At 67.2% G+C, this 25,672-nt stretch carries 29 protein-coding genes; 14 read left to right on the top strand and 15 right to left on the bottom strand.

Annotated elements, in window-relative coordinates:
- Positions 1-32: 32 nt before the first annotated feature.
- On the top strand, positions 33-920 hold the full coding sequence (gene bla / locus ACFSC3_RS03850) for a class A beta-lactamase (protein ID WP_380938925.1): 888 nt from the start codon (positions 33-35) through the stop codon (positions 918-920).
- A 114-nt stretch (positions 921-1,034) separates the two neighbouring features.
- Here bla and ACFSC3_RS03845 read toward each other — a convergent pair whose 3' ends face one another.
- Both ACFSC3_RS03845 and hemA read right to left on the bottom strand, forming a co-directional pair.
- Complete coding sequence (locus ACFSC3_RS03845) at positions 1,035-2,012, bottom strand: TerC family protein (protein ID WP_380938923.1); 978 nt, start codon at positions 2,010-2,012, stop codon at positions 1,035-1,037.
- 98 nt (positions 2,013-2,110) lie between these two features.
- Positions 2,111-3,382 (bottom strand): 5-aminolevulinate synthase, encoded by a 1,272-nt coding sequence (gene hemA, locus ACFSC3_RS03840; protein WP_380938921.1) that lies wholly within the window; start codon positions 3,380-3,382, stop codon positions 2,111-2,113.
- Positions 3,383-3,590: 208 nt separating this feature from the next.
- Between hemA and ACFSC3_RS03835 the strand changes: the two genes are divergently transcribed.
- Positions 3,591-3,749: a hypothetical protein gene (locus ACFSC3_RS03835; protein WP_380938919.1), complete on the top strand. Its 159-nt coding sequence runs from the start codon at positions 3,591-3,593 to the stop codon at positions 3,747-3,749.
- On the opposite strand, the gene murI is transcribed toward ACFSC3_RS03835, so the two are convergent.
- Positions 3,744-4,541, bottom strand: coding sequence for a glutamate racemase (gene murI, locus ACFSC3_RS03830; protein WP_380938917.1), 798 nt, complete (start codon positions 4,539-4,541; stop codon positions 3,744-3,746). The two genes, ACFSC3_RS03835 and murI, sit on opposite strands and share 6 nt — an antisense overlap.
- Positions 4,542-4,742: 201 nt before the next feature.
- On the opposite strand from murI, the gene ACFSC3_RS03825 reads away from it, so the two are divergent.
- A complete protein-coding gene (locus ACFSC3_RS03825; protein ID WP_380938915.1) occupies positions 4,743-5,624 on the top strand; it encodes a hypothetical protein in 882 nt (293 codons plus the stop codon).
- Between the two features lie 109 nt (positions 5,625-5,733).
- On the opposite strand, the gene ACFSC3_RS03820 is transcribed toward ACFSC3_RS03825, so the two are convergent.
- The 3 genes from ACFSC3_RS03820 to pgi form a co-directional block, all read right to left on the bottom strand.
- Positions 5,734-6,681 carry a 50S ribosomal protein L11 methyltransferase gene (locus ACFSC3_RS03820; protein WP_380938913.1) on the bottom strand — a complete coding sequence of 316 codons (948 nt, stop codon included), beginning with the start codon at positions 6,679-6,681 and terminating at the stop codon, positions 5,734-5,736.
- Complete coding sequence (locus tag ACFSC3_RS03815) at positions 6,671-7,369, bottom strand: SDR family NAD(P)-dependent oxidoreductase (protein WP_380938911.1); 699 nt, start codon at positions 7,367-7,369, stop codon at positions 6,671-6,673. Before ACFSC3_RS03815 ends, ACFSC3_RS03820 begins: the two co-directional genes overlap by 11 nt.
- A gap of 176 nt (positions 7,370-7,545) precedes the next feature.
- A complete protein-coding gene (pgi, locus tag ACFSC3_RS03810; protein ID WP_380938909.1) occupies positions 7,546-9,039 on the bottom strand; it encodes a glucose-6-phosphate isomerase in 1,494 nt (497 codons plus the stop codon).
- 84 nt (positions 9,040-9,123) lie between these two features.
- On the opposite strand from pgi, the gene lepB reads away from it, so the two are divergent.
- The 7 genes from lepB (at position 9,124) to ACFSC3_RS03775 (ending at position 14,458) form a co-directional block, all read left to right on the top strand.
- On the top strand, positions 9,124-9,975 hold the full coding sequence (lepB, locus tag ACFSC3_RS03805; protein ID WP_380938907.1) for a signal peptidase I: 852 nt from the start codon (positions 9,124-9,126) through the stop codon (positions 9,973-9,975).
- The gene (gene rnc / locus ACFSC3_RS03800) at positions 9,930-10,640 is read left to right on the top strand and encodes a ribonuclease III (protein WP_380939661.1); all 711 of its coding nucleotides are present in this window, start codon (positions 9,930-9,932) and stop codon (positions 10,638-10,640) included. The genes lepB and rnc overlap by 46 nt, the downstream gene beginning before the upstream one ends.
- Positions 10,641-10,748: 108 nt before the next feature.
- On the top strand, positions 10,749-11,057 hold the full coding sequence (locus ACFSC3_RS03795; protein WP_380938905.1) for a GIY-YIG nuclease family protein: 309 nt from the start codon (positions 10,749-10,751) through the stop codon (positions 11,055-11,057).
- Positions 11,057-11,962 carry a GTPase Era gene (gene era, locus ACFSC3_RS03790; protein ID WP_380938903.1) on the top strand — a complete coding sequence of 302 codons (906 nt, stop codon included), beginning with the start codon at positions 11,057-11,059 and terminating at the stop codon, positions 11,960-11,962. Before ACFSC3_RS03795 ends, era begins: the two co-directional genes overlap by 1 nt.
- Before the next feature lie 167 nt (positions 11,963-12,129).
- Positions 12,130-12,708 carry a pyridoxamine 5'-phosphate oxidase gene (gene pdxH, locus ACFSC3_RS03785; protein ID WP_380938901.1) on the top strand — a complete coding sequence of 193 codons (579 nt, stop codon included), beginning with the start codon at positions 12,130-12,132 and terminating at the stop codon, positions 12,706-12,708.
- Positions 12,705-13,652, top strand: coding sequence for a cation diffusion facilitator family transporter (locus tag ACFSC3_RS03780; RefSeq protein WP_380938899.1), 948 nt, complete (start codon positions 12,705-12,707; stop codon positions 13,650-13,652). Before pdxH ends, ACFSC3_RS03780 begins: the two co-directional genes overlap by 4 nt.
- Positions 13,649-14,458, top strand: coding sequence for a PhzF family phenazine biosynthesis protein (locus tag ACFSC3_RS03775; RefSeq protein ID WP_380938897.1), 810 nt, complete (start codon positions 13,649-13,651; stop codon positions 14,456-14,458). The genes ACFSC3_RS03780 and ACFSC3_RS03775 overlap by 4 nt, the downstream gene beginning before the upstream one ends.
- Before the next feature lie 146 nt (positions 14,459-14,604).
- Here the strand turns inward: ACFSC3_RS03775 and ACFSC3_RS03770 are convergent, their stop codons facing one another.
- The 3 genes from ACFSC3_RS03770 to rpsU form a co-directional block, all read right to left on the bottom strand.
- Positions 14,605-15,081 carry an FKBP-type peptidyl-prolyl cis-trans isomerase gene (locus tag ACFSC3_RS03770; protein ID WP_380938895.1) on the bottom strand — a complete coding sequence of 159 codons (477 nt, stop codon included), beginning with the start codon at positions 15,079-15,081 and terminating at the stop codon, positions 14,605-14,607.
- Between the two features lie 55 nt (positions 15,082-15,136).
- A complete protein-coding gene (locus tag ACFSC3_RS03765; protein ID WP_380938893.1) occupies positions 15,137-15,724 on the bottom strand; it encodes an FKBP-type peptidyl-prolyl cis-trans isomerase in 588 nt (195 codons plus the stop codon).
- 112 nt (positions 15,725-15,836) lie between these two features.
- Entirely contained in the window at positions 15,837-16,043 is a 207-nt protein-coding gene (rpsU, locus tag ACFSC3_RS03760) for a 30S ribosomal protein S21 (RefSeq protein WP_056428702.1), read from the bottom strand.
- Between the two features lie 246 nt (positions 16,044-16,289).
- On the opposite strand from rpsU, the gene ACFSC3_RS03755 reads away from it, so the two are divergent.
- Positions 16,290-17,276: an NAD-dependent epimerase/dehydratase family protein gene (locus ACFSC3_RS03755; protein ID WP_380938891.1), complete on the top strand. Its 987-nt coding sequence runs from the start codon at positions 16,290-16,292 to the stop codon at positions 17,274-17,276.
- On the opposite strand, the gene ACFSC3_RS03750 is transcribed toward ACFSC3_RS03755, so the two are convergent.
- The 3 genes from ACFSC3_RS03750 to ACFSC3_RS03740 form a co-directional block, all read right to left on the bottom strand.
- Positions 17,178-17,585 (bottom strand): hypothetical protein, encoded by a 408-nt coding sequence (locus ACFSC3_RS03750; protein ID WP_380938889.1) that lies wholly within the window; start codon positions 17,583-17,585, stop codon positions 17,178-17,180. The genes ACFSC3_RS03755 and ACFSC3_RS03750 overlap by 99 nt on opposite strands.
- Positions 17,586-17,802: 217 nt before the next feature.
- Complete coding sequence (locus ACFSC3_RS03745; protein WP_380938887.1) at positions 17,803-19,089, bottom strand: MFS transporter; 1,287 nt, start codon at positions 19,087-19,089, stop codon at positions 17,803-17,805.
- A gap of 43 nt (positions 19,090-19,132) precedes the next feature.
- Complete coding sequence (locus ACFSC3_RS03740) at positions 19,133-19,945, bottom strand: 2-keto-4-pentenoate hydratase (RefSeq protein ID WP_380939660.1); 813 nt, start codon at positions 19,943-19,945, stop codon at positions 19,133-19,135.
- 89 nt (positions 19,946-20,034) lie between these two features.
- Here ACFSC3_RS03740 and ACFSC3_RS03735 point away from each other — a divergent pair, with 89 nt between their 5' ends.
- Positions 20,035-21,066: a LacI family DNA-binding transcriptional regulator gene (locus ACFSC3_RS03735; RefSeq protein WP_380938885.1), complete on the top strand. Its 1,032-nt coding sequence runs from the start codon at positions 20,035-20,037 to the stop codon at positions 21,064-21,066.
- A 3-nt stretch (positions 21,067-21,069) separates the two neighbouring features.
- Here the strand turns inward: ACFSC3_RS03735 and ACFSC3_RS03730 are convergent, their stop codons facing one another.
- Positions 21,070-21,564, bottom strand: coding sequence for a DUF6622 family protein (locus ACFSC3_RS03730; RefSeq protein WP_380938883.1), 495 nt, complete (start codon positions 21,562-21,564; stop codon positions 21,070-21,072).
- 158 nt (positions 21,565-21,722) lie between these two features.
- Between ACFSC3_RS03730 and ACFSC3_RS03725 the strand changes: the two genes are divergently transcribed.
- Positions 21,723-21,932, top strand: a complete 210-nt coding sequence (locus ACFSC3_RS03725) for a hypothetical protein (RefSeq protein WP_380938881.1) — start codon at positions 21,723-21,725, stop codon at positions 21,930-21,932.
- Positions 21,933-21,954: 22 nt separating this feature from the next.
- Here the strand turns inward: ACFSC3_RS03725 and ACFSC3_RS03720 are convergent, their stop codons facing one another.
- The gene (locus ACFSC3_RS03720) at positions 21,955-22,800 is read right to left on the bottom strand and encodes an oxygenase MpaB family protein (RefSeq protein ID WP_380938879.1); all 846 of its coding nucleotides are present in this window, start codon (positions 22,798-22,800) and stop codon (positions 21,955-21,957) included.
- 121 nt (positions 22,801-22,921) lie between these two features.
- On the opposite strand from ACFSC3_RS03720, the gene ACFSC3_RS03715 reads away from it, so the two are divergent.
- A complete protein-coding gene (locus tag ACFSC3_RS03715; protein ID WP_380938877.1) occupies positions 22,922-24,220 on the top strand; it encodes a M20/M25/M40 family metallo-hydrolase in 1,299 nt (432 codons plus the stop codon).
- Between the two features lie 57 nt (positions 24,221-24,277).
- On the opposite strand, the gene ACFSC3_RS03710 is transcribed toward ACFSC3_RS03715, so the two are convergent.
- A complete protein-coding gene (locus ACFSC3_RS03710) occupies positions 24,278-25,645 on the bottom strand; it encodes an oligosaccharide flippase family protein (protein ID WP_380938875.1) in 1,368 nt (455 codons plus the stop codon).
- Positions 25,646-25,672: the final 27 nt, after the last annotated feature.

Below are 25,672 nucleotides of genomic sequence, written 5' to 3'. Positions count from 1 at the left end.
GCACCATACGCTCGACGAACGAGGAGGCGACAATGGAACGACGGACTTTCCTGACGGCGATCGGCGGCGGCGCGGCGATGGCGATGATCGCTCCAAAGCTGGCATTTGCGGCACCCGGTGACTTCGGCGGCGCGCGCTTCGCCGCGGCGGTGATGGCGGCCGAGGGGCGGTCGGGCGGACGGCTTGGCGTGGGCGTGCTCGACCTCGCTACGGGCCGCCGCTTCGCGCACCGGGGTGGCGAGCGGTTCGCGATGTGCAGTACGTTCAAATTTCCTTTGAGCGGCGCCGCGCTGGCCGCGGTCGACGCCGGCAAGCTGCGACTGGACCGACCGGTCGCGGTGCCGCGCGGCCCCCTGCCCGGCAATTCGCCGGTGACCGAGGAGCATAAGGGCGAATCTATGACTGTGGCAGAACTGTGCGCGGCGACGATGACACGCAGCGACAACGCTGCTGCCAACCTGTTGCTGTCGCTGATCGGCGGGGTCGGCGGGTTCAACGCCTTCGTCGCGCGCCTCGGCGACCGGACGACCCGGCTCGACCGGCACGAGCCCGAACTGAACACAGCAATCCACGGCGACGCGCGCGACACCACGACGCCCGACGCGATGCTCGACACAATGCGCGCGATGCTGTTCGGTCCGGCGCTATCGGAAGCGTCACGGGCAAAGCTGAGCGGCTGGCTGATCGCCAACACGACCGGTGCCACCCGTCTCCGCGCCGGCTTGCCGCGCGGCTGGCGGGTTGGCGACAAGACCGGCAGCGGCGAGAATGGCACCTACAACGACGTCGCCGTCATCTGGCCGGGCGCATCACGCCGGCCGATCCTCGTCACCTGCTACCTGACGGGCGCGACCGTCCCGCAGGCGGCGGCCCATGCCGTTCACGCCGATGTTGCACGCGCGATCGCGGCAATAGCCTAGACTTAGTTCGGCCTGAGCTTGTCGAAGGACTGCCCCTCCTCTGGCCGCGGATCATGCGCAACGAAGGAAGGCAGTGCTTCGACAAGCGCAGCACGAAAGGCGAATTTGGATGCGCTACACCGCCTTGTCCTGCCCGCGCGTCGACCACAGCGACCATAGAATTCCGGCCGCCAGGATACCCAGCGTCACCGTCAACGACAGCACCGGCGGGATCTTCGCGATACCCAACGCGTCGGCGGCAAAGATCTTGGAGCCGATGAAGATCAGCACCGCGGCCATCGCATATTTGAGATAGTGGAACCGGTGGATCGCCGCCGCCAGTGCGAAGTAGAGCGCGCGCAGGCCGAGGATCGCGAAGATGTTCGACGTATAGACGATGTACGGATCGGTCGTGATCGTGAAGATCGCCGGGACGGAGTCGACCGCGAACACGATGTCCGCCGCCTCGATCAGGATCAGCGCGACGGCTAGCGGCGTCAGCCAGGTCTTCATGACGCCCGTCGCAGGATCGGGCTCGCGCACGAGGAAATGGTCGCCCTCGATCCGGTCGGTCACCGGCAGATGCTTGCGGACGAATTTGAGGACCAGATTGTCGCCGACCGATGTTTCCTTGCCGACCGTGAACAGCAGGCGAATGCCGGTGATGACCAGGAACGCCGCGAAGATATAGAGCACCCACTCGAACCGCTCAACCAGCGCCGCGCCGGCCGCGATCATGATCGCGCGCAGCACGATCACGCCCAGGATGCCCCAGAACAGCACCCGGTGCTGATACTGGCGCGGCACGCCGAGATAGGTGAAGATCATCGCGATGACGAAGATGTTGTCGAGCGCCAGCGTCTTTTCGACCACGAAACCGGTCAGATAGGCGATGCCTGATTCCTGCCCCATCTGCCACCAGACGAGCCCGCCGAATGCGACGCCGAAGATGATGTAGAAGGCGGAGAGCTTCAGGCTCTCCTTGACCCCGATCTCATGATCCTTGCGGTTGAGCACGCCCAGGTCGAAGACCAGCAAGGCGATGACCACACCCAGAAAGCCCAGCCACATCCAGATCGGCTTGCCCAGAAACAGGTCGGTCAACAGCTCCATTCGTCTTTCCTATCGGTCGTTCCGCTGCGGAAACTAGCGACATCCGATCGGGATGCATCACGGATTTAGGAGCAAGGATTGATTACAATCCAGCGCCGTCATCTCGGCGGGGATCGCGAGTGACCGCAGGCCGCCCGGCGCATCTCCAGCCGGCCCCAGATCTCGACCAAGGCCTGCGTCAACTCGACCATCATCGCCTCGTCATGCGCCGGCCCCGGCGTGAAGCGCAGGCGCTCGGTCCCGCGCGGCACGGTCGGATAATTGATCGGCTGGACGTAGACGCCATATTCGGCGAGCAGGATGTCGCTGATCCGCTTGGCCTTGACTGGGTCGCCGACCATCAACGGCACGATATGCGTCGTCGTCGGCAGGACCGGCAGGCCTGCTTCCTCGAACAGCGACTTCAGCTTCGCCGCCGCGGCCTGCTGCCCGTCGCGCTCGACGCTGGAGCTTTTAAGATGCCGCACGCTCGCCAGCACGCCGGCGACGAGTACCGGCGACAATGACGTCGTGAAAATGAAGCCCGGTGCGTAGCTGCGGATCACGTCGATGATCGTGCGATCCGCGGCGATGTACCCGCCCATCACGCCGAACGCCTTGCCCAGCGTGCCCTCGATCACGGTGATGCGGCTGGCCGCACCGTCGCGCTCTGAAATGCCACCGCCGCGCGGCCCGTACATGCCGACCGCATGAACCTCGTCGAGATAGGTCAGCGCGTTGTACTTGTCCGCCAGGTCACAGATCGCATGCAGCGGCGCGACGTCGCCGTCCATCGAATAGACGCTCTCGAACGCGATCAGCTTCGGCACCGATGGATCGTCGGCGGCCAGCAGTTCCTCGAGATGCGCCAGGTCGTTGTGGCGCCACACGCGCTTCTCGCAGCCCGAATTGCGGATGCCCGCGATCATCGATGCGTGGTTCAGCTCGTCCGAATAGATGATGCAGCCCGGCAGCACCTTGGCCAGCGTCGCCAGCGTCGCCTCGTTCGAGACGTATCCGCTGGTGAACAGCAGCGCGCCTTCCTTGCCGTGCAGGTCGGCGAGCTCGCCTTCCAGATCGACATGGTAATGCGTATTGCCGCCGATGTTGCGCGTGCCGCCCGACCCTGCGCCGACGTCGTGCAGCGCCTCTTCCATCGCCGCGATCACCTTCGGATGCTGACCCATCGCGAGGTAATCGTTCGAGCACCAGACGGTGATCGGCTTCGGGCCGTTATGCCCGGCGAAACATCGCGCGTTAGGGAAATGCCCCTTGTTGCGCAGGATGTCGATGAAGACGCGGTAGCGCCCCTCGGCATGAAGGCGATCGATCGCCTGGCTGAAGACGCGCGAGTAATCGACAGCGCGCGCAGGGGTACCCTCACCGGTCATGCTTCGCCCCCTAGCGAAAAGCGCGAGGCCCCGCCAGTGCGGATCGACGATCAACGTGATCGACCGCGTCGACGGAAAAATTGAGCGAGATCAATCCGTATGTTCCGGAGATGTGCTAATAATCCCGCATCGCCGACACCCAGCCTCAAGCACGTCGGCGACCGAGAGCAACGGGAAAGCTCGCGCTTGCGTGCAGAAAGGTCAGGACATGGCCGAGCCGCGTCAGACAACCGATTATTATACTCGCCGCGCCGCACAGGAACGTGCCGCGGCCGACCGTAGCGCCGACTCGATGGTTCGCCGCGTTCATCTGGAACTCGCCGAACGCTACGACGCCCTCATCGCCCCGATGCCCGCCGCGCTATAACGATTCGATCGTGGTCAGCCCGTAGCGCGCGAGCGCCGGGGCCAGACCCAGCGCGGCGGCATCCGCCCGCGTGAAGACGGCCCGCCCCGTAGCGTCCGCGGGCCAATCCTGCTCCTTTGTCAGCCATGCCACGCGCCGGGCGATGCCCGGGCCACCGTCGATGAACCGCGTCCCCTTCGGCGAGACGGCGGCGAGATCCTCCGCGACCAGCGGGAAATGGGTGCAGGCGTTGACGACGATGTCGATCCGGTCGCCGCCGGGCTGGTCGAACAGCCCCGCCATCACCGCGAGGCAGGCATCGGCGTCCGGCGTCGTCCCCGCCAGCTTTGCTTCCGCCAAGGCGACCAGCTCGGCCGAACCGTGGCGCAGCACCGTGCAGTCCGATGCGAAGCGCGCGGCAAGGTCGGTGACATAGGGCTGGCGCACGGTGGCGGCGGTGCCGAGCACGCCGATCACGCGCGTCATGCTCGCCTCCGCCGCCGGCTTGATCGCTGGGACGGTGCCGACGACAGGCACGTCGAGCGCCGCGCGCACCGACCCGAGCGCGATCGTCGAGGCGGTGTTGCACGCGATCACGATCAGCCGCGGCCGAAAGCGCTCGACCAGCCGCCCGAGCAGCGCGGGCACCCGTGCGGCGATCTCCGCCTCGGTCTTCGTGCCATAGGGAAAGCCCGCATTGTCGGCGACATAGACGATCGGCGCACGGGACAGCAGCGCGCGTGTCGGTGCCAGCACGGACAGCCCGCCGACACCGGAGTCGAGGAACAGGATCGGGGCATCGCGCGGCGTCATATCGGCGCCCCGGATAGGCGAGCGTGACGCAACGGACAATCGCCGCGCAACCGGCATGCTTGGAGCACACTCGAACGCCGCGAGACCGCAGTGTACCCGCAACCGGCGCAGAGCCCCTCGCCGTCGTCGCCGAGATACCGACGCGGGGAACCGTGGACAGATAGCAACCGTTTCGCTCTGAGAACGAGAATGGAGCCGGCCATGCCCCATCGATCGACGATCGCCGCCCTGACCGGCCTCTGCGTCACCTTGCTATCGGCGTGCAACGACACCGACGCGCCGAAGAACGGCACGGAGCCGGCCGCGTCCCGGCGGATCGCGCCTGCACAGACGCCCGCTCCGACCCCGACGAAACCCGACGTCGGCCTGACGCTCGCCACCCCGTCCGTGCGCGCCGACGGCGCCGCCGCCTTCGTTTCGGACAGCGGCGGATGGACGCCGATCCTGTATCTCTGCGACGCCGTCGACGCCTCGCGGGTCATTGCGGTGTCGCGCTCTGAGCTGTGGGTCTTCGCCAAGCCCGGCCTGGACGTCACCAGGCAGACGATCACGATCGGCCGCGAGGATCCGGGCGCGGGCTCGATCGCGCGCGACCTGTTGCGCGACGGCGTTGCGGTCGGCGGCGTGCGGTCGATCAACCCGGCGATGCTCGGCCCCGCACCCGCGACGACCCTGCCGACACTGTCGAGCGTCCGGATCGGCGAGCGCGACTCCCGCTGCCGCTGGCTGCCCCGCGCACGACTGCTGATCGTCATGCCGAAGCGATCCGCTATCGTGACGCAAGAGGCGGACGGCAGCCTGACCTATCGCAGCTTCGATTTCGACAAACCCGGCACGATCAGCGACGGCGGCGAGCGCGGCACATCGAGCACACCCACCGTCGAAGTCCGCGGCGGCCGCCATGTCAGCGCGCCTGCGGGCGCCGAAAGCTACCAGTTCGCCGCCGCGCCCTGGACCTATCGCGTAACCGCCTCCGCCCGCGCGGCGGAGCCGGGCGCATCGGTGACGGTGCTCAAGGCCGGGCGCGAGGTCTCACGCAGCGAGGCGATCGCCTATGAGATGGCGGCTGCGCGGATCGATTGACGGGGAACTAGCCTCCCTCTCCCGTTCGTGCTGAGCGAAGTCGAAGCACCCGAGTCTCCTGCCCTTCGACGTCGCCTGGGGCGAACGGATCAGGTCGATCGCGCGATGCTCAAATATCCAGCGCCCACCCGTCGCGCCCCTTGGGATCGGGCGGCGTGGTCGGCACATAGCGCGTCGCACCCGCGGTCAGCCGCAGGATCGTCCAGTCGCCGCGCCGGTCGACCTCCGCCAGTGCGCAACCGCAAGCCCCGAATGCCGCCACCACCGCCTCGCGCTGGGTTTCCAGCAGCCCTGCCAGCACGATCGTCGCGTCCGGCGCAGCGATCGCGACCACTTCCGGCGCCATCGACACGAGCGGCCCGGCCAGGATGTTGGCGATCAGCAGGTCAAAGGGCGCCCGCGCCGTGATCGCGTCGCTCAGCGCGCCATCGGCCACGATCAACTCCAGCCCGACGACGCCGTTCAACGCCGCATTCTCGCGCGTCACGTCGATCGCCGCCGGGTCGATATCGGTCGCCGTGATATCGGCGTCCGGCCACAAATGCGCCGCGGCGAAGGCGAGCAGGCCCGTGCCCGTCCCGATATCGATGATGCGCGTGAACCGCTGCCCCTCCAGCCGGTCGAGCATCGCCAGACAGCCGCTGGTGGTCGCGTGATGCCCGGTTCCGAACGCGCGCCCCGCGTCGATCCGGAAGGCGCGACCACCCGCCGACGGCGGCACGTCATGCGCGGCGGTGTGGACGACGAAGCGCCCCTCGACGATCGGCTCCAGCCCCTCCTGGCTCATCGCGACCCAGTCCTGCGCGGTTAGCGGCTCGATCACCGGATCGATCCCCGCCGCACTCGGCACCAGCGCCCGCAACTGCGCGATCATCGCGTCGTCGGGGCGGTGCTCGCTATACGCGTCCAGTCGCCAGCGCTCGCGATCGTCCTCGACCTCTTCGGTCGTCATCAGCACGGCATCGATCGCCAGATCGTCCGCCGCGTCGATCGCCTCGGCCTCCGCCCGTGTGCAGGGCAGGCTGGTCTTCCAGCTGTCGATAGCGTCAGCGGACATAGGATGCTCCGTTCACGTCGAGCACCGCGCCGGTCATCGACGCCGGTGCCTCCAGCGCCAGCCAGCGCGCCATCTCGGCGACCTCGTCGGGCATCGCCACCCGGCCGAGCGGAATGTCGGCGAGCAATTTGTCGCCGCCGCGGCTTTCCAGATAATCCTCCGCCATCCCGGTCATCGTGAAGCCGGGACAGATTGCAAAGGCCAGGATGCCCTCGGCCGCATAGCCACGCGCGATCGACTTGGTCATCGCGACCATTCCCGCCTTCGACGCGGCATAGTGCCAGTGCGCCGGGCTGTCGCCGCGATAGGCCGCACGGCTGGCGACGTTGACGATCCGCCCGCCTTGTCCGCTCTCCTGCCAATGACAGACGGCGAAACGGCACAGTTCCGCCGACGCGGTCAGGTTGATGCGCATGGTGCGGTCCCAGCCCAATACCCAGTCCTCGTCGGAGCGATCGATCGGGTTCGCCTCGAACACGCCGGCGTTGTTAACGAGCACGTCGATGCGTCCGCCCAGCGCCTTCAACGCGCGGTCCCACAGGTCGCGGGGTGCCGAGGGCACGGCGAAATCGGCAGCGAAGTCGCCCGCGGTCGACTGGCCGACGACGGTCGCGCCGGAGTCTCGCAGCGCTTGAAGGGTCGCCGCGCCGATCCCGCGCGACGATCCGGTGACGAGGATGTTGGTCATGGATGCCGGCTTAGGGCGGGGTGGTGCCGATGCAAAGTCCAATCCTCCCCTGCAAGGGGAGGTGGCAGGCCGAAGGCCTGACGGAGGGGTGTCAAGCTATCCGGATAGCGGGACACCCCTCCACCACGCGCTGTGCGCGCGGTCCCCCTCCCCTTGCAGGAGAGGATTGAGACGCCTTACTCCCCGAACGCCCGCTTGATGAGATCCTGCGTCGAAGCATCGAACCCCGCCCCGCCCTCGCCTGCAGCCTTGGCCATTTCCTTGCCCAGCTCGACCCCGAACTGGTCATAGGGATTGATCCCCAGCAGCGCGCCGGACACGAACGTGCGGTGTTCGTAGAACGACAGCAGCGCGCCCAGAGCGCGCGCGTCGAGCTGGTCGATCAGGATCGTCGACGACGGCCGGTCGCCCGGATAGGCCCGCTGCGGATCGGCGGCGTTCTCGCGGCCCTTCATCAGCGCCGCACCCTGCGCGAACGCATTGAGCAGCAACGCCTCGTGATGCTCGGCGGCCAGCGAATCGCCTGCCTCGATCACCGCGACGAACTCGACCGGGACCAGGTTCGTGCCCTGATGCAGCAGCTGGAACACCGCGTGCTGCGCGTCGGTGCCGACGCCGCCCCAGACGATCGGCGAGGACGGCCGGTCGAGCGGCACACCGTCCGCCGTCACGCCCTTGCCGTTCGACTCCATCTCCAGCTGCTGGAGGTAGCTCGGCAACAGCCGCAGCCGCTCGTCATAAGCGAAGGTGGCACGCGTCTGACACTTGCGGACCTGCGCGTAATAAAGGTCGGCGAACGCCGCGAGCATCGGCGCATTCTCGTGCGCTGCGGTCAGGCGGAAGTGGCGGTCCATCTCGGCCGCGCCTTCGAGCAGTTCCTGGAACGCGTCCCAGCCCAGCGCCATCGCGGCGGGGAAGCCGATCGACGACCACAGCGAATAGCGCCCGCCGACCGACTCGGCGAAGGGCAGCACGCGCGTCTCGTCGACGCCCCATTCGATCGCCTTGTCCGGCGCCGCGGTCAGCGCAATGACGCGGCCATAGGGATCCTCGACGCCGTCGTCGCGCATCCAGTCGAGCGCGCTCTCGGCGTTGGTCAGCGTCTCGATGGTGGTGAAGGTCTTGGATGCCAGCACCAGCAGCGTCGCATGCGGGTCGAACGCGTCGAACACCTCCTCCAGCGCGACGCCGTCGATGTTCGACACGACCGCGACGTCGTACCGGTCGGCCTGACGGCCCAGCGCGTCAATCAGCAGGTCCGGCCCCAGCGCCGACCCGCCGATACCGATGTGCAGGATGTGCCGGATCGACCCCAGCGCCTCGCCCTCGATCGCATCGATCAGCCCGCGCATCCGGGCATGGAGCGCGGCCGCCTGTGCGACGTCGTCCGGCGATCCCTCGCCACGCTCGGCGGTATGGGTGACCGCGCGGCCTTCCGACGAATTGACCTTCTCGCCCGCGAACAGCGCATCGCGCTTCGCCGCAAAATTGGCCGACTTCGCCAGCCCCTCGAACGCCGCAACCGCGTCCGCATCGAGATGCGTCTTCGAGAAATCGAAGTGCAGCCCGCCGACATCGACGGAGAATTTCGCGACGCGGTCGGCGTCCCGTTCGAACAACTGCGTCAGCTTGGGCGGGTTCAGCGCCTCGACCTTGGACCAATCGACCACGATGATGCTCCAGACTAGAACGGAAATGGGAGGGACGCGCTCTCCTCTAGCGTTCGGCGCTTGACGCGCAAGGCGCTCGGTCACATGCGCGCAGATATGGCCGAACCGACCACCGCCCCTGCAGGCACGCCCCCGGCGCCCAAGCCGAAGTCCGAACTGCGCGATACCGTGGGTTTCCTCGTGAAGCTCGCGATCGTCGTCTTCATCTTCCGCAGCTTCTTCTTTTCGCCGTTCAGCATCCCCAGCCAGTCGATGCTGCCGCGACTGCTGATCGGCGACTATCTGTTCATTACCAAGTGGAACTATGGCTATTCGCGCCACAGCTTCCCTTGGTCGCTGCCGCTGATCCCGGGCCGCGTTTTCGCCTCCACGCCTGCGCGCGGGGATGTGGTGGTGTTCAAAGCGCCGCCGGGCAACCGTGAGGATTATATCAAGCGCGTCATCGGCCTGCCCGGTGACACGGTGCAGATGGTCGGCGGCCAACTGATCCTGAACGGCAAGGCCGTGCCCAAGCAGCGGGTCGCCGACTTCGTCGTACCACTCAGCCCCAACTATCCGGCCGACACCGAATGTCCGGCGGAGTTTCAGGCGAGCGCCGCCGGCCAGCCGGTCTGTCGCTACATGCAGTATCGCGAGACGCTGCCGAACGGAAAGACCTACACCGTTCTCGACCGCGGCAACTTCCCCGAGGCCGATAACACCGCCGTTTACACCGTGCCGGCCGGCCATATCTTCCTGATGGGCGACAACCGCGATGCGTCCGCCGACAGCCGCTTCCCGGCCAGCGAAGGCGGCGCGATCGGCATGGTCCCGCTGGAGAATGTGGAAGGGAAAGCGCTCGTCACTTTCTGGTCGACCGATGGCAGTGCGTCGTGGGTGAAGCCGTGGACCTGGGTCTCGGCGGCCCGCTGGAACCGGATCGGAGAGGGCTTCTGAGCGAGGACCTCGACGGCTGGCTGGCACGCGTCTTCGGCCAGGCGCCCAGGGACCGCGCCCGCTTCGTCCGCGCGCTGACCCACGGCAGCCAGTCGGCGGAAAATTACGAGCGGCTGGAATTTCTCGGCGATCGCGTCCTCGGCCTGACGATCGCCGAATGGCTGTTCGAGCGCTTTTCGAAGGAGCCGGAGGGCCAGCTGTCGAAGCGGCTGAACGCGCTGGTCACCGGCCCCGTCTGCGCCGACATCGCCCGCGAACTGGGCGTGCCCCAGCATCTGCGCCTGGGCAAGCAGGCCCGCGACGATGGTGCCGCGGCCAGCGACAACATCCTGGGCGATGTCATGGAGGCGCTGATCGGCGCGGCGTTCCTCGACTTCGGACCGGAAGCCGCGCGCGCGTTCGTTCGGCGCCTATGGGCAGGTCGTATCGACGGCCAGGGCAAGGCGCCCCAGCATCCCAAATCCGCGCTGCAGGAGTGGGCGGCTGCCCACAACCGCCGCCCGCCGGAATATACGATCGTCGACCGCTCCGGGCCGCACCATGCGCCGCGGTTTACGATCAAGGTGTCGGTGGGCAAGCTGGCGGAGGCGACCGGGGAAGGGGCGTCGAAGCATGCCGCCGAGACGGCGGCGGCTAAAGCTTTGCTGGCGGAATTGAAGAAGTAAGGACAGTGCTTCGACAAGTTCAGGACGAACGGGTGGTGCGGAGAGGTCAGCCCCCTCCCCCGTTCGTGCTGAGCTTGTCGAAGCACCGCTCTTTACGCGCCACGGGCAATGACGTTCTGGGTCTACATCCTCCACTGCCGCGGCGGCGTATTCTACACCGGCCAAACCGATAATCTCGAAACCCGCATCGCCGCCCATCACGCGGGTCGGTCCGAATACACCCGCGATTATCGCCCCCTCGAACTTGTCTGGTCGCAGGAATTTCCTTCGCGTATCGAGGCACTCGAAATGGAACGTCGGATCAAGGGTTGGGGTCGCCCGAAGAAGCTCGCATTGATCCGCGGGGATTGGACCGCCCTGTCGCAGCTTGCGGCGCGCAAGAGTGGTCCTTCGACAAGCTCAGGACGAACGGAATAGTGGAAAACTCAGTCAATCAATCCTGCGGCCTGATCGCCGTCGTCGGCGCGCCGAACGCCGGCAAGTCCACTCTCGTCAACGCGCTGGTCGGGCAGAAGGTCGCGATCGTCAGTCCGAAGGCGCAGACCACCCGCGCGCGCCTGATGGGCATCGCGATCGAGGCCGACACGCAGCTGCTGCTGGTCGACACGCCCGGCATCTTCGAACCCAAGCGCCGACTCGACCGCGCGATGGTGCAGGCGGCGTGGGGCGGGGCCGAAGGGTCGGACGTCATCGCATTGGTCGTCGATGCCAAGGGTGGGCTTGGCAGCAAGGTCACCGACATCGTCGAATCGCTGAACGACCGGAAGGAACCCAAGCTGCTGATCCTCAACAAGGTCGATCTGGCCGACAAGGGCAAGCTGCTGATCCATGCCGAGCGGCTGAACGGCCTCGCCGACTTCGCCGAAACCTTCTTCGTCAGCGCCGCGACCGGCGATGGCGTGCCGCATCTGAAGACCGAACTTGCGAAGCGGATGCCGGAGGGGCCGTGGCACTTCCCCGACGATCAGGTCGCCGACGTCACCGACCGCATGCTGGCGGCCGAAGTGACTCGCGAACAGCTCTACCTCCAGCTGCACGCCGAACTCCCCTACGACAGCGCGGTCGAGACCGAGCGCTACTCCGAACGCGACGACGGATCGGTCGAGATCCACCAGCAAATCCTCGTTGCCCGCGACACCCAGCGCGCGATCGTGCTGGGCAAGGGCGGCGCGCGGATCAAGGAGATTGGCGCGCGGGCGCGGGCGGAACTGAAGACGCTGCTCGGCGTGCCGGTGCACCTGTACCTGCACGTCAAGGTCAACCCGAGGTGGGAAGAGGATCGCGGGCTGTACCGGGATATCGGGCTCGATTGGGTCGAGTAGTCTCGAACCACACCATCGTTCGTTTCGAGTAGCCGTCGAGCGAAGTCGAGACGGCGTATCGAGAAAACTGTCTCGATACGGGCTCTCGACTTCGCTCGATCCCTACTCGACACGAACGGTGATGGTGGAGGGTCGCGAATCCCGCCGCCACACGCTACATGCCCCCCATGGCCGACGATCCCATCTCGATCTTCGACGCTTGGCTCCGCGAAGCCGAGGCGGGCGAACCCAACGACCCGAACGCAATGGCGCTCGCCACGGCGGATGCGAATGGCCGTCCGTCCGTCCGCATGGTGCTGCTGAAAGGCCATGACGACCGGGGTTTCGTCTTCTACACCAACCGCGAAAGCCGCAAGGCGGGCGAACTGGCGGAGAACGCCCACGCCGCCTTGCTCTTCCACTGGAAATCGCTGCGCCGTCAGGTCCGCGTCGAAGGCCCGGTGAGCCACGTCACCGACGCCGAGTCGGACGCGTATTTCGCCAGCCGCAGCCGCGCGTCGCAGCTCGGCGCCTGGGCCAGCGAGCAATCCCGCCCGCTCGACGACCGCGCGACGTTCGAAGACCGCTATGCACAGGCGGACACGCGCTTCGCCGGCGCCGACGTCCCCCGCCCGCCACACTGGGGCGGCTATCGCGTCACGCCTGAGGTGATCGAGCTGTGGGAGGACCGTCCGGGCCGCCTGCACCACCGCCGACTCTTCACCCGCACCGACACCGGCTGGACCGAAGGCCTGCTCTACCCATGACCGAAAGCGAACGCCGCCGCGTCATTCCACTCGCCATCCGCGCCGCGCTGTTCAGCGTCGGCATGGCGACGTTCCTGCTCGCGCTGAAGGGATTTGCCGCCTGGCACACCGGCTCCGTCGCGATGCTCGGCAGCCTCGCGGACACCGGGCTAGATCTGCTCGCCAGCCTCGTCACCCTTTACGGCGTGAAGCTCGCCGCCGAACCCGCCGACCATGACCACCGTTTCGGCCACGGTAAGGCAGAGGCGCTGGCGGCGCTGTTTCAGGTCGGCCTGATCACCGCGTCCGCAATCGGCATCGCGTGGCGCGCGGTCGAGCGGTTCGGCAACCCGACCCGCGGCGAGGATGCGGAATTCGGCATTCTCGTCTCCGTCATCGCGATCGGCGCGACAGCCGTGCTGCTCTGGTATCAACGCCGTATCATTCGCCAGACCGGGTCGGTCGCGATCATGGCCGACAACGTCCATTACCAGTCGGACGTGCTGCTGAACGTCGCGGTCATCGCCGCGCTGGTCCTCGAACAGTTTGCCGGGCTGACCGGCGCGGACCCCGTCTTCGGCATCGCCATCGCGCTGTGGCTGGGTTGGGGCGCGCTCCAAGCGTCGTCCAACGCGATCGACCAGCTGATGGACAAGGAGTGGCCCGAGGACGAGCGCCGCGCCTTCATCGAGGTGGCCGCACGCCAGCCGGGGCTGAAGGGCATCCACGACTTCCGCACCCGCCGCTCGGGCAGCCACGACTTCGCGCAATTCCATATGGAAGTGCCCGCGCACCTGACCGTAGCGGCGGCGCATGACATCGTCGAATCGGTCGAACACGCGCTGCGCCGCGCCTATCCCAAGGTCGAAGTCCTCATCCACCTCGATCCCGAAGGCCATGTCGACACCGACAACCCGCTGGTCGAGGCGGACGTAACCCCCCACTGGTTCGGGAAGCGCATATGAGAATTCCGTTCGCTCAGATCGACGCGTTCGCGGGCCGCCCTTTCGAGGGCAATCCGGCAGCGGTGATGCCGCTGACGCATTGGCTGGACGACGATGTGCTTCAGCGGATCGCGGCCGAGAACAACCTGTCGGAAACCGCCTTCCTGGTCCCGATCGCCAACAGCGAGGACGATGGCGGCGTTGGGCCGGATTTCGAACTGCGCTGGTTCACGCCCGCGGCCGAAGTCGCGCTGTGCGGTCACGCCACACTGGCGAGCGGGCACTTCATTCTGTCCGGCGATCCGTCCCGCGACCGCGTCCGCTTCGCCACGCGGCAGGCGGGCGTGCTGGAGGTGGCGCGCGACGGTGATGGCTATGCGATGGCCCTCCCCGCCTGGGCGCCCGCGCCGAAGGAGATGCCGGAGATCGTTGCGGCGCTGGACGTGGAGGCGGTGGAGACGCTGTGGCACGACAAGGGCTATGCGCTGGTGGTCGTGAAGGACGAAGCGGCGGTGCGCGCGGCCGCGCCGGACGGGCGAGCGGTCAAGGCGCTCGGCCCCTATGTGCTGATCGTCGCCGCACGGGGCGAAAGTGCCGACATCGTCAGCCGCGTGTTCACCGATTACTTCGACATTCCCGAGGACCCGGTGACCGGCTCCGCCCATGCGGTGATGGTGCCCTATTGGGCGGACAAGCTCGGCCTGACCCGCTTCAGCGCCTATCAGGCCAGCGCACGCGGCGGGCATGTCGGCTGCGAACTGGCCGGCGACCGCGTGATCCTGCGCGGCGGGTGCCTGACGGTGATCGAGGGGACGTTCCTGCTGTAGGCTCTTCCCTCGTTTGTGCTGAGTGAAGTCGAAGCACCGTACTTCGTGCCGCGAGCGACGTGTGCTCGTATCGCAGAACGGTGCTTCGACAAGCTCAGCACGAACGGGATTGGGTTACGCGCTCGCCCTCGTAACCACCGCCCGGCTCACCGCGCCCGGCCGGCTCCGTCGATGCCGACCAGGGCGATATCGAACACTAGCACGGCATTGCCCGGGATCGGCCCTGCCCCGCGCTCGCCATAGCCGACCGCAGGCGGGATCCAGACGCGGTACTTCGCGCCGACCGGCATCAGCTTCAGCGCTTCCGAAAAGCCCGGCACGACGCCCGAGACCGGGAAGGACATCGGCGCATCGCTGCGATCGAAGACGGTGCCGTCGGTCAGCAAGCCGACATAGGTGACGCGGACGGTGTCGCTGTCGGTCGGACGCGGGCCGTTGCCTGGTTCGATCACCCGATACTGGACGCCCGACGCGATCTGGGTCACGCCGGCCGCGCTGCGGTTGGTATCGAGGAAGGCGCTGGCGGCCGCAGGATCGGCGGCGGGCTTGCCCGGCTTGCGCCAGACGGAGATGGCGACCACCAGAAAGGCGGCGATCATCAGTCCGACGAGGACGCCCGTCATGAAGACTTTCCTGCCGCGCGGCTTCGGCGCGACCGGCGGCGAGGCCACCGGGCGATCAGCGGACAGGCTGGGCCGGCGGGGCGCCCGGCGCGCCACCGGGGACACCGCCCGGCATAGCGCCGCCCATGCCCTGCATCTGCTGCTGCATTTGCATCTGGCGGACGACCTGCTCCGGCAGGAAGTCGAGCATCTCGATCTCGAAATCCAGAACCGAGTTCGGCGGGATGTCTCCAGCCTGCTTATCGCCATAGCCGAGTTCCGGCTTGATCCAGACGCGATACTTCGCGCCCTTCGGCATCAGCTTCATCGCTTCGGAGAAGCCCGGCACGACACCGGCGACCGGCAGCGGCGTCGGCTGGCGGCTCTGGTCGAAGACCGCACCGTCGGTCAGCTTGCCGACATAGTTGACCAAAGCGACGTCGGTTTCGGTCGGTTTCGGTCCCGAACCCGGCTTCAGCACCTGATATTGCAGGCCCGACGCCGTCGTCACGACACCCGATTTGCGCGCATTCGCGGTCAGGAAATCGGTCGGCGCCTGCCAGGCAAGCGCCGCCGCGCCGACGACCGCCAGCAGCAGACCGAGCACCAGATAGGTGACATAGCGGCGCTTGACCGGCGGGATCGGAACGGCGGTGACCGACATGACGGGACCAGTGCTGCTATGCGGACGGCGACCGGCCGGACCCGCGAATGTTGAGAAAGTTGAGAGTTGTGGAGCGGATTCGCGACCCGCCCCTCAACGCAACGCCAACGGCTTACTTCGCGCCGTCGCGTTCCATCCGCTTGCGCTCCAGCTTGCGGGCGCGGCGCACGGCGGCGGCACGCTCACGCGCGCGCTTTTCCGACGGCTTCTCATAGTGACGGCGCAGCTTCATCTCGCGATAGACACCCTCGCGCTGCAGCTTCTTCTTGAGCGCGCGGAGGGCCTGGTCGACGTTGTTATCGCGAACGATGATCTGCATAAAACTCAAAAGCTCCGGTATCGATAGAAAGGCGGCGCCGCGAACAGCGTCCGCGCCGGCAAGTGGCGGGCCAGTAGCAGGCGTTTCCCGCTTTTTCAAGCGGGATGGACAGCGGGGACACAGTTAAACCGTCCACCGTTCGTCTCGAGTAATCGTCGAGCGAAGCCGAGACGATGGATCGAGAAAGATTTCTCGATACGGGCTCTCGACTTCGCTCGATCCCTACTCGAAACGAACGGGAACGCCATGACCACGTCCCCCGCCCCCATCCTCGTCACCGGCGCCGCCGGCTTCGTCGGCCATGCGGTCGCCCACCGCCTACTCGACCGCGACGAGCGGGTGATCGGCATCGATTCGTTCGTTCCCTATTACGACCCCGCGCTGAAGGAAGCCCGTGCCGCCACGCTGACCGCGCGGGCCGGCTTCGCGCTGCATCGCCTCGACGTCGCGAACGCGCCCGCCCTCGCCGCGCTGGTGCGCGCAGAGGGCGTAACCCGCATCGTCCACCTCGCCGCCCAGGCGGGGGTCCGCTACAGCATCGGCAATCCCTTCGCCTACAGCCACGCCAACCTGAACGGCCATCTGTCGGTGCTGGAGGCGGCGCGCCATGCGCCGGGCTTCGAACATCTCGTCTATGCCTCGTCCAGTTCGGTCTATGGCGAACGACCGATGGACGGCGCAGGGTTCCGTGAGAGCGACAGCGCCGATGCCCCCGTCTCGCTCTACGCCGCGACCAAGCGGTCGTGCGAGCTGATGAGCGCATCCTACGCGCATCTCTACGCGATCCCGCAGACGGGCCTCAGGTTCTTCACCGTCTATGGCCCATGGGGCCGGCCCGACATGGCCTATTTCACCTTCACCCGAAAAATCCTGGCCGGCGAGCCGATTGAGGTGTTCGGCGAGGGGCGGATGGCGCGCGACTTCACCTATATCGACGATATCGTCGATGGCGTGGTCGGGGCGCTCGACCGCGCGCCGCCGCCCGAGTCGCCACGCATCCTAAACATCGGCGACAGTCGGCCTGTCGGGCTGATGACGATGATCGAGACGCTGGAGGCCGCGCTCGGGCGATCCGCGATCAGGGAGATGCGGCCGATGCAGCCGGGCGACGTCACCGCCACCTATGCCGACGTCTCAGCGCTCCAGGCGCTCACCGGCTACCACCCGCGCGTCATGCTGGCCGAAGGGATCGGCCGCTTCGTCGACTGGTACCGCGGCTTCTACGCGGTGTGACAGGAGCGGCCGGATGCGCACCCCCAGCGTTATGATCAGCGGCCACGCCAGCGTATGAATGATGTCGCTGATCGTATCGGCCCAGCGCCACGACCCATAGTTCAACCGGTCCAGCACCTCGTTCCCGCCCTCGGCCAGCACGACCGCAAGGAACGGGATGTACGTGCCGAACGACCGTCCCGTCAGTAACCGCGCGGCGACGAACACCGCCAGCCCCGCATGGATGTGCAGCACGGTGTCGGGCAAGCCCGTCCCGTCACCGATCCAGTCGATGAAACGGTGATATTCCGCCGCCACCCATTTCACCACGCCCGACATCCCACTCTGCGGTCCGTTCGCAACACCCCGACCACATGACACGGATTGCAGCGCTGCTACCGCGCCGATACGCGGTTTGAGCATCCGGGCAAAGCCGCTTGCGCTGGATTCGCGGCGGTGGGCGGTGTCAGGTCACCGCCCTACCGAAGGCTGTTTGCAAATCTCCGCCTACCGCGTGCTCCCGCGCAGGCAGGAGCACCGATGCGCGTCAGGCCACCTCGATCCGCGCCAGCCGTGGGCTCAGTAGATGGACCGCGGCCAGCGCGACGAAATAGGCGCTGCCCGCGATCGCGAACAGCACGCTGTAGTTGTTGCCGGTCGAATCGAGGATGTAGCCGGTGAACAGCGCCATCCCCATGCCGCCGATCGCGCCGACGGTGCCGCCAATGCCCACGACCGAGCCCACCGCGGCGCGCGGGAAGACGTCGGACGGCAGGGTGTAGAGGTTCGCCGAGAACGCCTGGTGCGCCGCGGTCGCCAGGCCGATGACCAGCACCGCTCCCCAGACGCTGGAGATTTCCTGCGCGAAGAAGATCGGCAGCACGCAGCAGGCGCAGATGAACATTGTCAGCTTGCGCGCGAAGTTCGGCGTGCGTCCGCTTGCAATTAGCTTCGACGAGAGCCACCCGCCGGCGATCGAGCCGACGTCGGAGATCAGGTAGATCGCGGCCAGCGGGAGGCCGAACGTCTTCAGGTCCATGTCGTAGCGGTCGAACAGATAGCCCGGCAGCCAGAAGAGGAAGAACCACCAGATCGGGTCGATGAAGAACTTGCCGAGCGCATAGGCCCAGGTCTCCTTGACCGTCAGCACCTTGCCCCAGCTGAGCGGCGTGACCGGATCGGCGGCGTCCTGCTGGATATAGGCAAGCTCGGCCGCCGACACTTTCGCATGCTCGCTCGGGTGGCGGTAGATCGCCCACCACGCGACCAGCCAGATGATGCCGAAGATACCCGTGACGTAGAAAGCGACGCGCCAGTCGAACGTCAGGACCAGCCACGGCACCAGCAGCGGCGTGATGATCGCGCCGACGTTCGCGCCGGCGTTGAACAGGCCGATGGCATAGGCGCGTTCCTTCTGCGGGAACCAGTCGGTCACCGCCTTGATGCCGGCAGGGAAATTGCCCGATTCGCCGATGCCCAGGCCGAAGCGCGCCATCGCGAAGGTCGTGATCGACGTCGCCAGGCCGTGCGCCATGTGGCTGATCGTCCAGATGATGATCGCGATGGTGTAGCCGGTGCGCGCACCGATCGCGTCGACCACCCGGCCGAAACCGATATAGCCGATGGCATAAGCCAGCTGGAACCAGAAGACGATGTTGGCGAAGTCGCTCTCGCTCCAGCCGAACTCGCCCTTCAGTGTCGGCTTCAGCACGCCGATCATCTGACGGTCGATGTAGTTGATCGCGGTCGCGGCGAACAGCATCGCGACGATGACCCAGCGATAGCGACCGACGCGCTGCGCCGCGGCTTGGGGGATGGTTGCGTCGGTTGCCATGTCGGTCGCTCTCCTGCCCGGTCGTTGCCGGTTACGTCGTCTGTCAGTCGGTGATCGTGCAGCGCACGGGATAGCGGCCATCGAAGCGCGCTTCCACCGTATCGCCGATCTCAACCGGATGGACACCGGTCACCGCGCCGCTCGAGATCCACTGGCCGGCCTGGAGGGCGATCCCGCGTCGCGCCGCCAGATTGAACAGGAACGCCGCTGCGCCGAACGGCCCGTCGAGCATGTCGGCCGCGCGCGCGTCGCCGATCCTTTCCCCGTTGATCAGCAGCTCGACGCGCCAGCCGTTGACGTCGCCGTCCTGCCAGCCGTCGATCGCATCACCGATGACCAGCCCGTTGTTGTTGCCGTAATCCGACACTGTCACCAGCGGGCCGTCGGCGTTGATCCCCGGATAGGGCGACGATGCGACCTCGATCCCCGCATGGACCGCGTCGATCAGCGGGGTCGCCGTCTCGATCGTATAGTCGGACTTGGCGGGATCGGGCGCGGTGCCGATGCGCAGCAGATATTCCGCCTCCGCCGCGGCGAAACCGTCGCGGAACACGGGCATGTCGACGCCATCGCTGGCCGTCACGATCTGGTCGGTGAAAATCGGCCCCGCGAGCCGGTTGGCGCCCAGCGCGTCGGAATGCGGCGGGTTGATCTTGCCCAGCTTCCACCCGCCGACCGTGCGGCCGTCCTGACGCAGCGCGGCGTCCTGCACGCGATAGGCCTGGTCCATCGTCTCGGGCGCCGTGCCCGGATAGGTCGCCATCGCCCGGCGGTCGCGCCGCGCGCTCACGAAGGCGCGCGCGATATCCTCGGCCGCGCTGAAACCGGTATCTTCCAAGCCTGCCCCCTCACACATCATCTTTCGACCGGCTTAGGGGAAACCGGTGTCAGCGACAAGGGGTCGAAACGCTTCCGCTTCGCCACATGCCTCGCTACACATCGGTCATGAAGAGCGAGGGCAAGTCCACGATCAACGACGTCGCGCGGATCGCGGGCGTTTCCAAGAAGACGGTCAGCCGGGTGATCAACCGGTCCCCGCTGCTCAACGACGAGACCCGCGCGCGGGTGGAAAAGGTCATCGGCGAACTCGGCTATGTCCCGAATCCGCAGGCCCGCGCGCTGGCTCTGCGTCGCAATTTCCTGATCGGCCTGATCCACGACAATCCCAACGCCCAGATGGTGCTGGGCGTGCAGCAGGGGATATTGGAGGCGATCCGCGACACCGATTTCGCACTGGTCGTGCGGCCCGTCGACCGCGGATCGCCGACGATGCTCGACGACATCCGCGGCTTTCTGGAGCGGCAGCGGCTGTTCGGCGTCATGCTTTTGCCGCCGATCAGCGAGAACGACGCGCTGGCCCGCGTCTGTCGCGAGGCGGGCGCGCGCTATGTCCGCATGGGGTCGGCCAAGCTCGACGATGATGATCACGCCGTCGCCTCCAACGACCGCGAGGCCGTGGCCGCGGCGACCCGCCACCTGATCGAGGCCGGGCACCGCCGCATCGGGCTGGTCCAGGGGCCGCACGGCTTCCGCTCCGCCGTCGAACGCCGCGCCGGTTTCGAGATGGCGATGGAGGAGGCCGGACTGAAGGTGCCGCGCAGCCTGATCGTCGAGGGGACCTATCGCTTCGAAAGCGGCGTCGCGGCAGGCGACCGGCTGCTCGACGCCAGCCCCCGCCCCACCGCGATCGTCAGCTCGAACGACGAAATGGCCGCCGGCGTCGTCCAGGCCGCCCGCCAGCGCGGGCTGTCGGTGCCGGAGGATCTGTCGATCGTCGGCTTCGACGACACCGCGACCGCGACGCACATGTGGCCGCCGCTGACGACCGTGCGCTGGCCGATCATCCCGATGGCCCGCGCCGCCGCCTCCAAACTGCTCGCCGGCACGATCGAGGGCGAGGACGACGAGGTCGAGGAACCCTCGCTGTTCCTGTCGACCCTGATCCGCCGCGCCAGCGTCGCCGCGCCGAGGGAGTGACGATCAGGCGGCGGTAACCTGCGGCACAGGGGTCCAGCGCGTGATGCCGACGATCAGCCGCGCGGTCACCGCTGCGCCGACCGCGATGCCGATCGCGGTTGCGGTCGGCGCGGCGGCCGGCACGATCGCCGCCCATGCTCCGCAGGCGAAGCGCACGACGAACACGCCGAGGTAGAGGACCAGCGGCATCACCGAACCCGGCTGGACGACGCGCCCGCCGGCCACTCGGCGGCCGCGCGGCTCGGGCAGCAGCAGGCCGCTCAGCCCGCCGAGGCCCGCGCCGATCACCCAAGCGCCGACCGCCGGCACGACCCCCACGACCCGCGCGAAGGCCGCGACGCCGAGGAGCGACCAGAGCAGAAAGGCTGCCGATGGAATCAGCGCGACGGCAACCGGCAGTTCGCGCGTCCGCAGGCGCCGGACGCCGAGGATGACGAGCGCAACCAGCAGCGCATAGACCCAGGCCGGTGCGCCGGCCGCGATATGTGATGCGTTCATGATGCCCTTCCCCGAAAATCCCGGCAACACACATCACATCATCGCGAGGCCGACAATCGCAAAGCCGCCTCGCAGGCCCATCATGACCAAAGTTTAACGCAACAGCCCCGCCCCGCCGTCCGTTCATGCCGCATCGATCGTGACGACAGGAGGCTATCATGCGCTTTGTTGCTCTGGCTGTTCTTCCGCTGACGATGCTGGCGACGTCGCCCGCGTCCGCAAAGGGCTGCATCCGTGGTGCGGCGGCCGGGGCGGTCGCCGGGCATATGGTCGGCAAGGGGCACGCCATGCTCGGCGCGATGGCCGGCTGCGCGGCGATCCACCACCATTATGCCAAGCAGGCGCGCGCACAGACCGTGCGAAAGTAGACGCCTACGACACTACGATGCGTCAACCAAACGCCCACCGCACCGCGCCCGCGATCGTGCGCGCGCCGGTGCGGATCAGCGGGGCGGTCGCGCCGACTTCCAACCCGTGCATCGCCCGCGCCCAGGGCGGCAGCAGGTCGACCGCGGCCTGAAAGGTCAGCGTCTGCACCGGCGCCGCCGCCCGGCTCGGCGCGCGCTGCTCGAGCACGAAGCGGGCAACTTCGCGGGTGCGATGATCGACGCGCAGTTCGGCACGCATCGCTGCCATCAACGCGTCGGCTTCGGCGCGCGTGCGCGGGACCGGATCGGTCCCCAGAGCCGCGGCGAGTACGGCAAATTCGGCGAAATAGACGTCCTGCTCCGCCGGGGTCAGCGGCGCGCGGCCATAGCGCTGCCAGGCTGCGAGAAAGGCGACTGCCTCGCTGACATGCACCCAGGCCAGCAGATGCGGATCGTCGGCGCGATAGGGTGTGCCGTCCGGCAGCGTACCACCGACCGCACGGTGGATCTGGTTGACCCGCGCGACGATCGCATCGGCATCCTCGCGCGCGCCATAGGTGGTGACGGCGATGAACCGCGCCGTCCGATGCAGCCGCCCCTGCATGTCGGCGCGAAAGTTCGAATGATCCCAGACACCTGCAAGCACCTTCGGATGCAGCATCTGAAGCAACAGCGCGGTAACGCCGCCGATCAGCATCGCCGTCGGATCGCCATGGACCCGCCGGATGACGCTGCCTTCGGGGAAGTAGCCGGGGCGACCGTCCGGATTGATCGGCCTGGGTGGCGCGGTCGTGCCGTTGATCGCGCCGCGGACTTCACCGACGATGCGGGTCTTGAGGGCTTTGGCGAAGGGGTCGAGCAGGGACATGTGCGGCATGTAACGCGCAGGGCGGGCTTTGGCCCAGTCTCGCCGTCGCGTACCTAACTTGGAATGACGAAAGGCCGGACAACCCCTTGAGCCGTAAACCAATCTCGGCAACACCTATGCCATGATCCGCACCACGCTCGCGCTCGCCGCCACGCTCGCTCCCCTCGCCGCCACGGCGCAGGAGCGCCCCTCCCCCGCCCGGCTCGAAGCGACGGTGCGCACGCTCGCCGGGTTCGGGACGCGGCATTCGCTGTCCAGCACGACCGATCCGAAGCGCGGCATCGGGGCCGCGCGCGACTGGGCGGCGTCGGAGTTCCGCAAGATCGCCGTCGACTGCAACGGCTGCCTGACCGTCGAGCGTCTGTCGCGCCGCTTCACCGGCCCGCGTGCACCCAATGGCGTCGTGATCGAGGACGTGTTGGGCATTCAGCCAGGCACCGACCCCAACCGCGTCATCATCATCGGCGGCCATATCGATTCGATGCCCAGCGACGTGATGGACTTCACGTCCGATGCGCCGGGCGCCAACGACGACGCGTCGGGCGTGGCCGTGGTGCTGGAGGCGGCGCGGCTGCTGTCGAAGAAGAAGTTCGCCGCGACGATCATCTATGCGGTCTTTTCCGGCGAGGAGCAGGGGCTGTGGGGCGCGACCCTGCTCGCCGACACGGTCAAGGCGCGCGGGTGGCAGGTCAGCGCGATGCTGAACAACGACATCGTCGGCAATGCGATCAGCCAGGGCGGCGTGAAGACCGGCGACCGCGTCCGTGTGTTTTCCGAAGGCGTGCGCGCCGTCGACAGCCTGACCGACCAGATGACCCGCCGCATGGACGGCAGCGAAGACGACGGCCCCAGCCGCGCGCTGGCCAAATATATCGTCAAGGTCGCCGATGCGCTGCCCGGCAAATTCGACGTGTTCGTCGACCGCCGCCCCGACCGCTTCGGCCGCGGCGGCGATCACGAGCCGTTCCTGGCGCTCGGCTATCCCGCGGTGCGCTTCACCTCGGGCGGCGAGAATTGGGATCGCCAACACCAGAATGTCCGCACCGAGAATGGTCGCGACTATGGCGACCTGCCCGAGGCGATGGACTTTAGCTATCTGGCGAAGGTCGCCGCGATCAACATCGCCGCGCTGGGCCAGCTCGCCGCCGCACCGCCCGCGCCGGCGGGCGTGACCATCGCCGGCGCCCTGTCGCGCGATACGACGGTCACCTGGGCACCGGTGCCGGGGGCGACCGCGTACAAGGTCGTGTGGCGGCGCAACGACAACCAGGCCTGGGCGGACAGCCGCACGGTGACGGGCGCGACGACGACAATGCTGAAGGACGTACCGGTCGACGATCACTTCGTCGGCGTATCGGCGGTCGCGGCGGACGGGTCGGAAAGCCTGGTCACCTTCGCCGGACGCGCGCCGAGGCGATAGTCCAACGCCGATCGATCGCTCTACTTAGACCTCTCCTGCGAGGGGAGGATGATAGGATCAGAAAACGCTTGGCGCCGTGAACGCGAAAATTCCGCTCGCCAACCCGACGGCCCAAAGGGCGGCGCGCCACAGCACGAACATGCCGACGGCGGCCGCGGTCAGCGCGATGTCCTGCACGCCGAACGGCAGGCCCTCGCGTCGCTGCGACCACCAAAGCGGCAGGTAACGCACCGCCTCGCTGCCGGCGATGACCCAGACCGCCCCGGTAATGCCGTGATACACAACCGCGACCGGCAGGCCGATGCATAGGCAGATCAGCTTGGAGACATTGGCGATCGCGCTATAGACCGGCCGCCCGATCCCCATCACCACCGCTTCGTTGATCGTCGCGAGCACCGCGAACCACACGCCGAACGCCAGGATCGGCAGCATCTGCGCCGCTTCGTGATAGCGTGAATCGTACAGCAGGCCGACGATCAGGTCGGACAGTGCCGCGAATAGCGAGGTCGCGACCGCGGCCGCCGCCAGCAGTAGCGGACGGCTGCGCGTCAGCGCCTGCCGCAGCCCCTCGCGATCATCGGACGCCCGGGCGACCATCGGAAAGATCACCATGTTCGACAGCCGGTTGGCGAGCAATGTCAGGATATCGGCCAATGACCGTGCGATGCCGTACACGCCCAGCACGGCGAGCGGCAGCGCCTTCGCCATGTAGAGCCGATCGAAATTCATCGCGAGGAAGTAAACGACGGTCGATAGGAATACCCATCGGCCGAAGCTGAACATGCGAATGGCGACGTCGCGGTCGAACGCGAATTTTGGTCGCAGCCCGGGGATCAGCAGGTAGCTGCCCAGCATCAGCGCGGCGCTCGACAACACGCCGCCCAGCATCAGCGCCCAGATGGTCGGCGTGATCAGGGCCAGCACGATATAGGCGATCACGGAAAAGATCGTCGTCCCGATCTCGAAGATGCCCAGTCGGACCACGTCGATCCGCTTCTGCAACAGCGCGCGCCCGATCGATTCGAAGCCGGTGAAGATGAAGAACAAGGATGCGACCGGCAGGATCTTGGCGAGCACCGGACTATCGTAGAAGTTGGACAGCGGGATCGATGCGGCGAGACACAGCCCGCCCAGCAGCAGCCCGCGGATCACCTGCAACGTCCAGGCGGTGTTGTAGAAGCGCGGCTCTTCCGCATCGGGCGCTCGCACGACGTTCTGGCCGATGCCGATGTCGGACAGCAGCTCGATGCCGGTGCGTACCGTATTCACGATCAGCATGATGCCGAACAATTCAGGCGCCAGCAGCCGGGCGAGGATGACGTTGTTCGCCAGCCGCAGCACCTGAACCACGGCATATGATCCGGTCGTCCATCCGACCCGCGACAGGTTCGCGCGCGACACCCTCGCTCGCGGCAACGTGATCATCGCGGGGAAACTCCGTAGTCTGCCGGT

Source organism: Sphingomonas floccifaciens (assembly GCF_042681125.1).
In the GTDB taxonomy this organism is placed as follows: domain Bacteria; phylum Pseudomonadota; class Alphaproteobacteria; order Sphingomonadales; family Sphingomonadaceae; genus Sphingomonas; species Sphingomonas floccifaciens.
The sequence above is the reverse complement of the archived record's forward strand: the minus strand, read 5'-3'. Positions and strand labels throughout refer to the sequence as shown.

Excerpts from the sequence above, each read along its gene's own strand:
- bla (WP_380938925.1), top strand. The coding sequence starts at position 33 with ATGGAACGACGGACTTTCCTGACGGCGATCGGCGGCGGCGCGGCGATG.
- ACFSC3_RS03845 (WP_380938923.1), bottom strand. The coding sequence starts at position 2,012 with ATGGAGCTGTTGACCGACCTGTTTCTGGGCAAGCCGATCTGGATGTGG.
- hemA (WP_380938921.1), bottom strand. The coding sequence starts at position 3,382 with ATGACCGGTGAGGGTACCCCTGCGCGCGCTGTCGATTACTCGCGCGTC.
- ACFSC3_RS03835 (WP_380938919.1), top strand. The coding sequence starts at position 3,591 with ATGGCCGAGCCGCGTCAGACAACCGATTATTATACTCGCCGCGCCGCA.
- murI (WP_380938917.1), bottom strand. The coding sequence starts at position 4,541 with ATGACGCCGCGCGATGCCCCGATCCTGTTCCTCGACTCCGGTGTCGGC.
- ACFSC3_RS03825 (WP_380938915.1), top strand. The coding sequence starts at position 4,743 with ATGCCCCATCGATCGACGATCGCCGCCCTGACCGGCCTCTGCGTCACC.
- ACFSC3_RS03820 (WP_380938913.1), bottom strand. The coding sequence starts at position 6,681 with ATGTCCGCTGACGCTATCGACAGCTGGAAGACCAGCCTGCCCTGCACA.
- ACFSC3_RS03815 (WP_380938911.1), bottom strand. The coding sequence starts at position 7,369 with ATGACCAACATCCTCGTCACCGGATCGTCGCGCGGGATCGGCGCGGCG.
- lepB (WP_380938907.1), top strand. The coding sequence starts at position 9,124 with ATGCGCGCAGATATGGCCGAACCGACCACCGCCCCTGCAGGCACGCCC.
- ACFSC3_RS03795 (WP_380938905.1), top strand. The coding sequence starts at position 10,749 with ATGACGTTCTGGGTCTACATCCTCCACTGCCGCGGCGGCGTATTCTAC.
- pdxH (WP_380938901.1), top strand. The coding sequence starts at position 12,130 with ATGGCCGACGATCCCATCTCGATCTTCGACGCTTGGCTCCGCGAAGCC.
- ACFSC3_RS03780 (WP_380938899.1), top strand. The coding sequence starts at position 12,705 with ATGACCGAAAGCGAACGCCGCCGCGTCATTCCACTCGCCATCCGCGCC.
- ACFSC3_RS03775 (WP_380938897.1), top strand. The coding sequence starts at position 13,649 with ATGAGAATTCCGTTCGCTCAGATCGACGCGTTCGCGGGCCGCCCTTTC.
- ACFSC3_RS03770 (WP_380938895.1), bottom strand. The coding sequence starts at position 15,081 with ATGACGGGCGTCCTCGTCGGACTGATGATCGCCGCCTTTCTGGTGGTC.
- ACFSC3_RS03765 (WP_380938893.1), bottom strand. The coding sequence starts at position 15,724 with ATGTCGGTCACCGCCGTTCCGATCCCGCCGGTCAAGCGCCGCTATGTC.
- rpsU (WP_056428702.1), bottom strand. The coding sequence starts at position 16,043 with ATGCAGATCATCGTTCGCGATAACAACGTCGACCAGGCCCTCCGCGCG.
- ACFSC3_RS03755 (WP_380938891.1), top strand. The coding sequence starts at position 16,290 with ATGACCACGTCCCCCGCCCCCATCCTCGTCACCGGCGCCGCCGGCTTC.
- ACFSC3_RS03745 (WP_380938887.1), bottom strand. The coding sequence starts at position 19,089 with ATGGCAACCGACGCAACCATCCCCCAAGCCGCGGCGCAGCGCGTCGGT.
- ACFSC3_RS03740 (WP_380939660.1), bottom strand. The coding sequence starts at position 19,945 with ATGTGTGAGGGGGCAGGCTTGGAAGATACCGGTTTCAGCGCGGCCGAG.
- ACFSC3_RS03735 (WP_380938885.1), top strand. The coding sequence starts at position 20,035 with ATGAAGAGCGAGGGCAAGTCCACGATCAACGACGTCGCGCGGATCGCG.
- ACFSC3_RS03730 (WP_380938883.1), bottom strand. The coding sequence starts at position 21,564 with ATGAACGCATCACATATCGCGGCCGGCGCACCGGCCTGGGTCTATGCG.
- ACFSC3_RS03725 (WP_380938881.1), top strand. The coding sequence starts at position 21,723 with ATGCGCTTTGTTGCTCTGGCTGTTCTTCCGCTGACGATGCTGGCGACG.
- ACFSC3_RS03720 (WP_380938879.1), bottom strand. The coding sequence starts at position 22,800 with ATGTCCCTGCTCGACCCCTTCGCCAAAGCCCTCAAGACCCGCATCGTC.
- ACFSC3_RS03715 (WP_380938877.1), top strand. The coding sequence starts at position 22,922 with ATGATCCGCACCACGCTCGCGCTCGCCGCCACGCTCGCTCCCCTCGCC.
- ACFSC3_RS03710 (WP_380938875.1), bottom strand. The coding sequence starts at position 25,645 with ATGATCACGTTGCCGCGAGCGAGGGTGTCGCGCGCGAACCTGTCGCGG.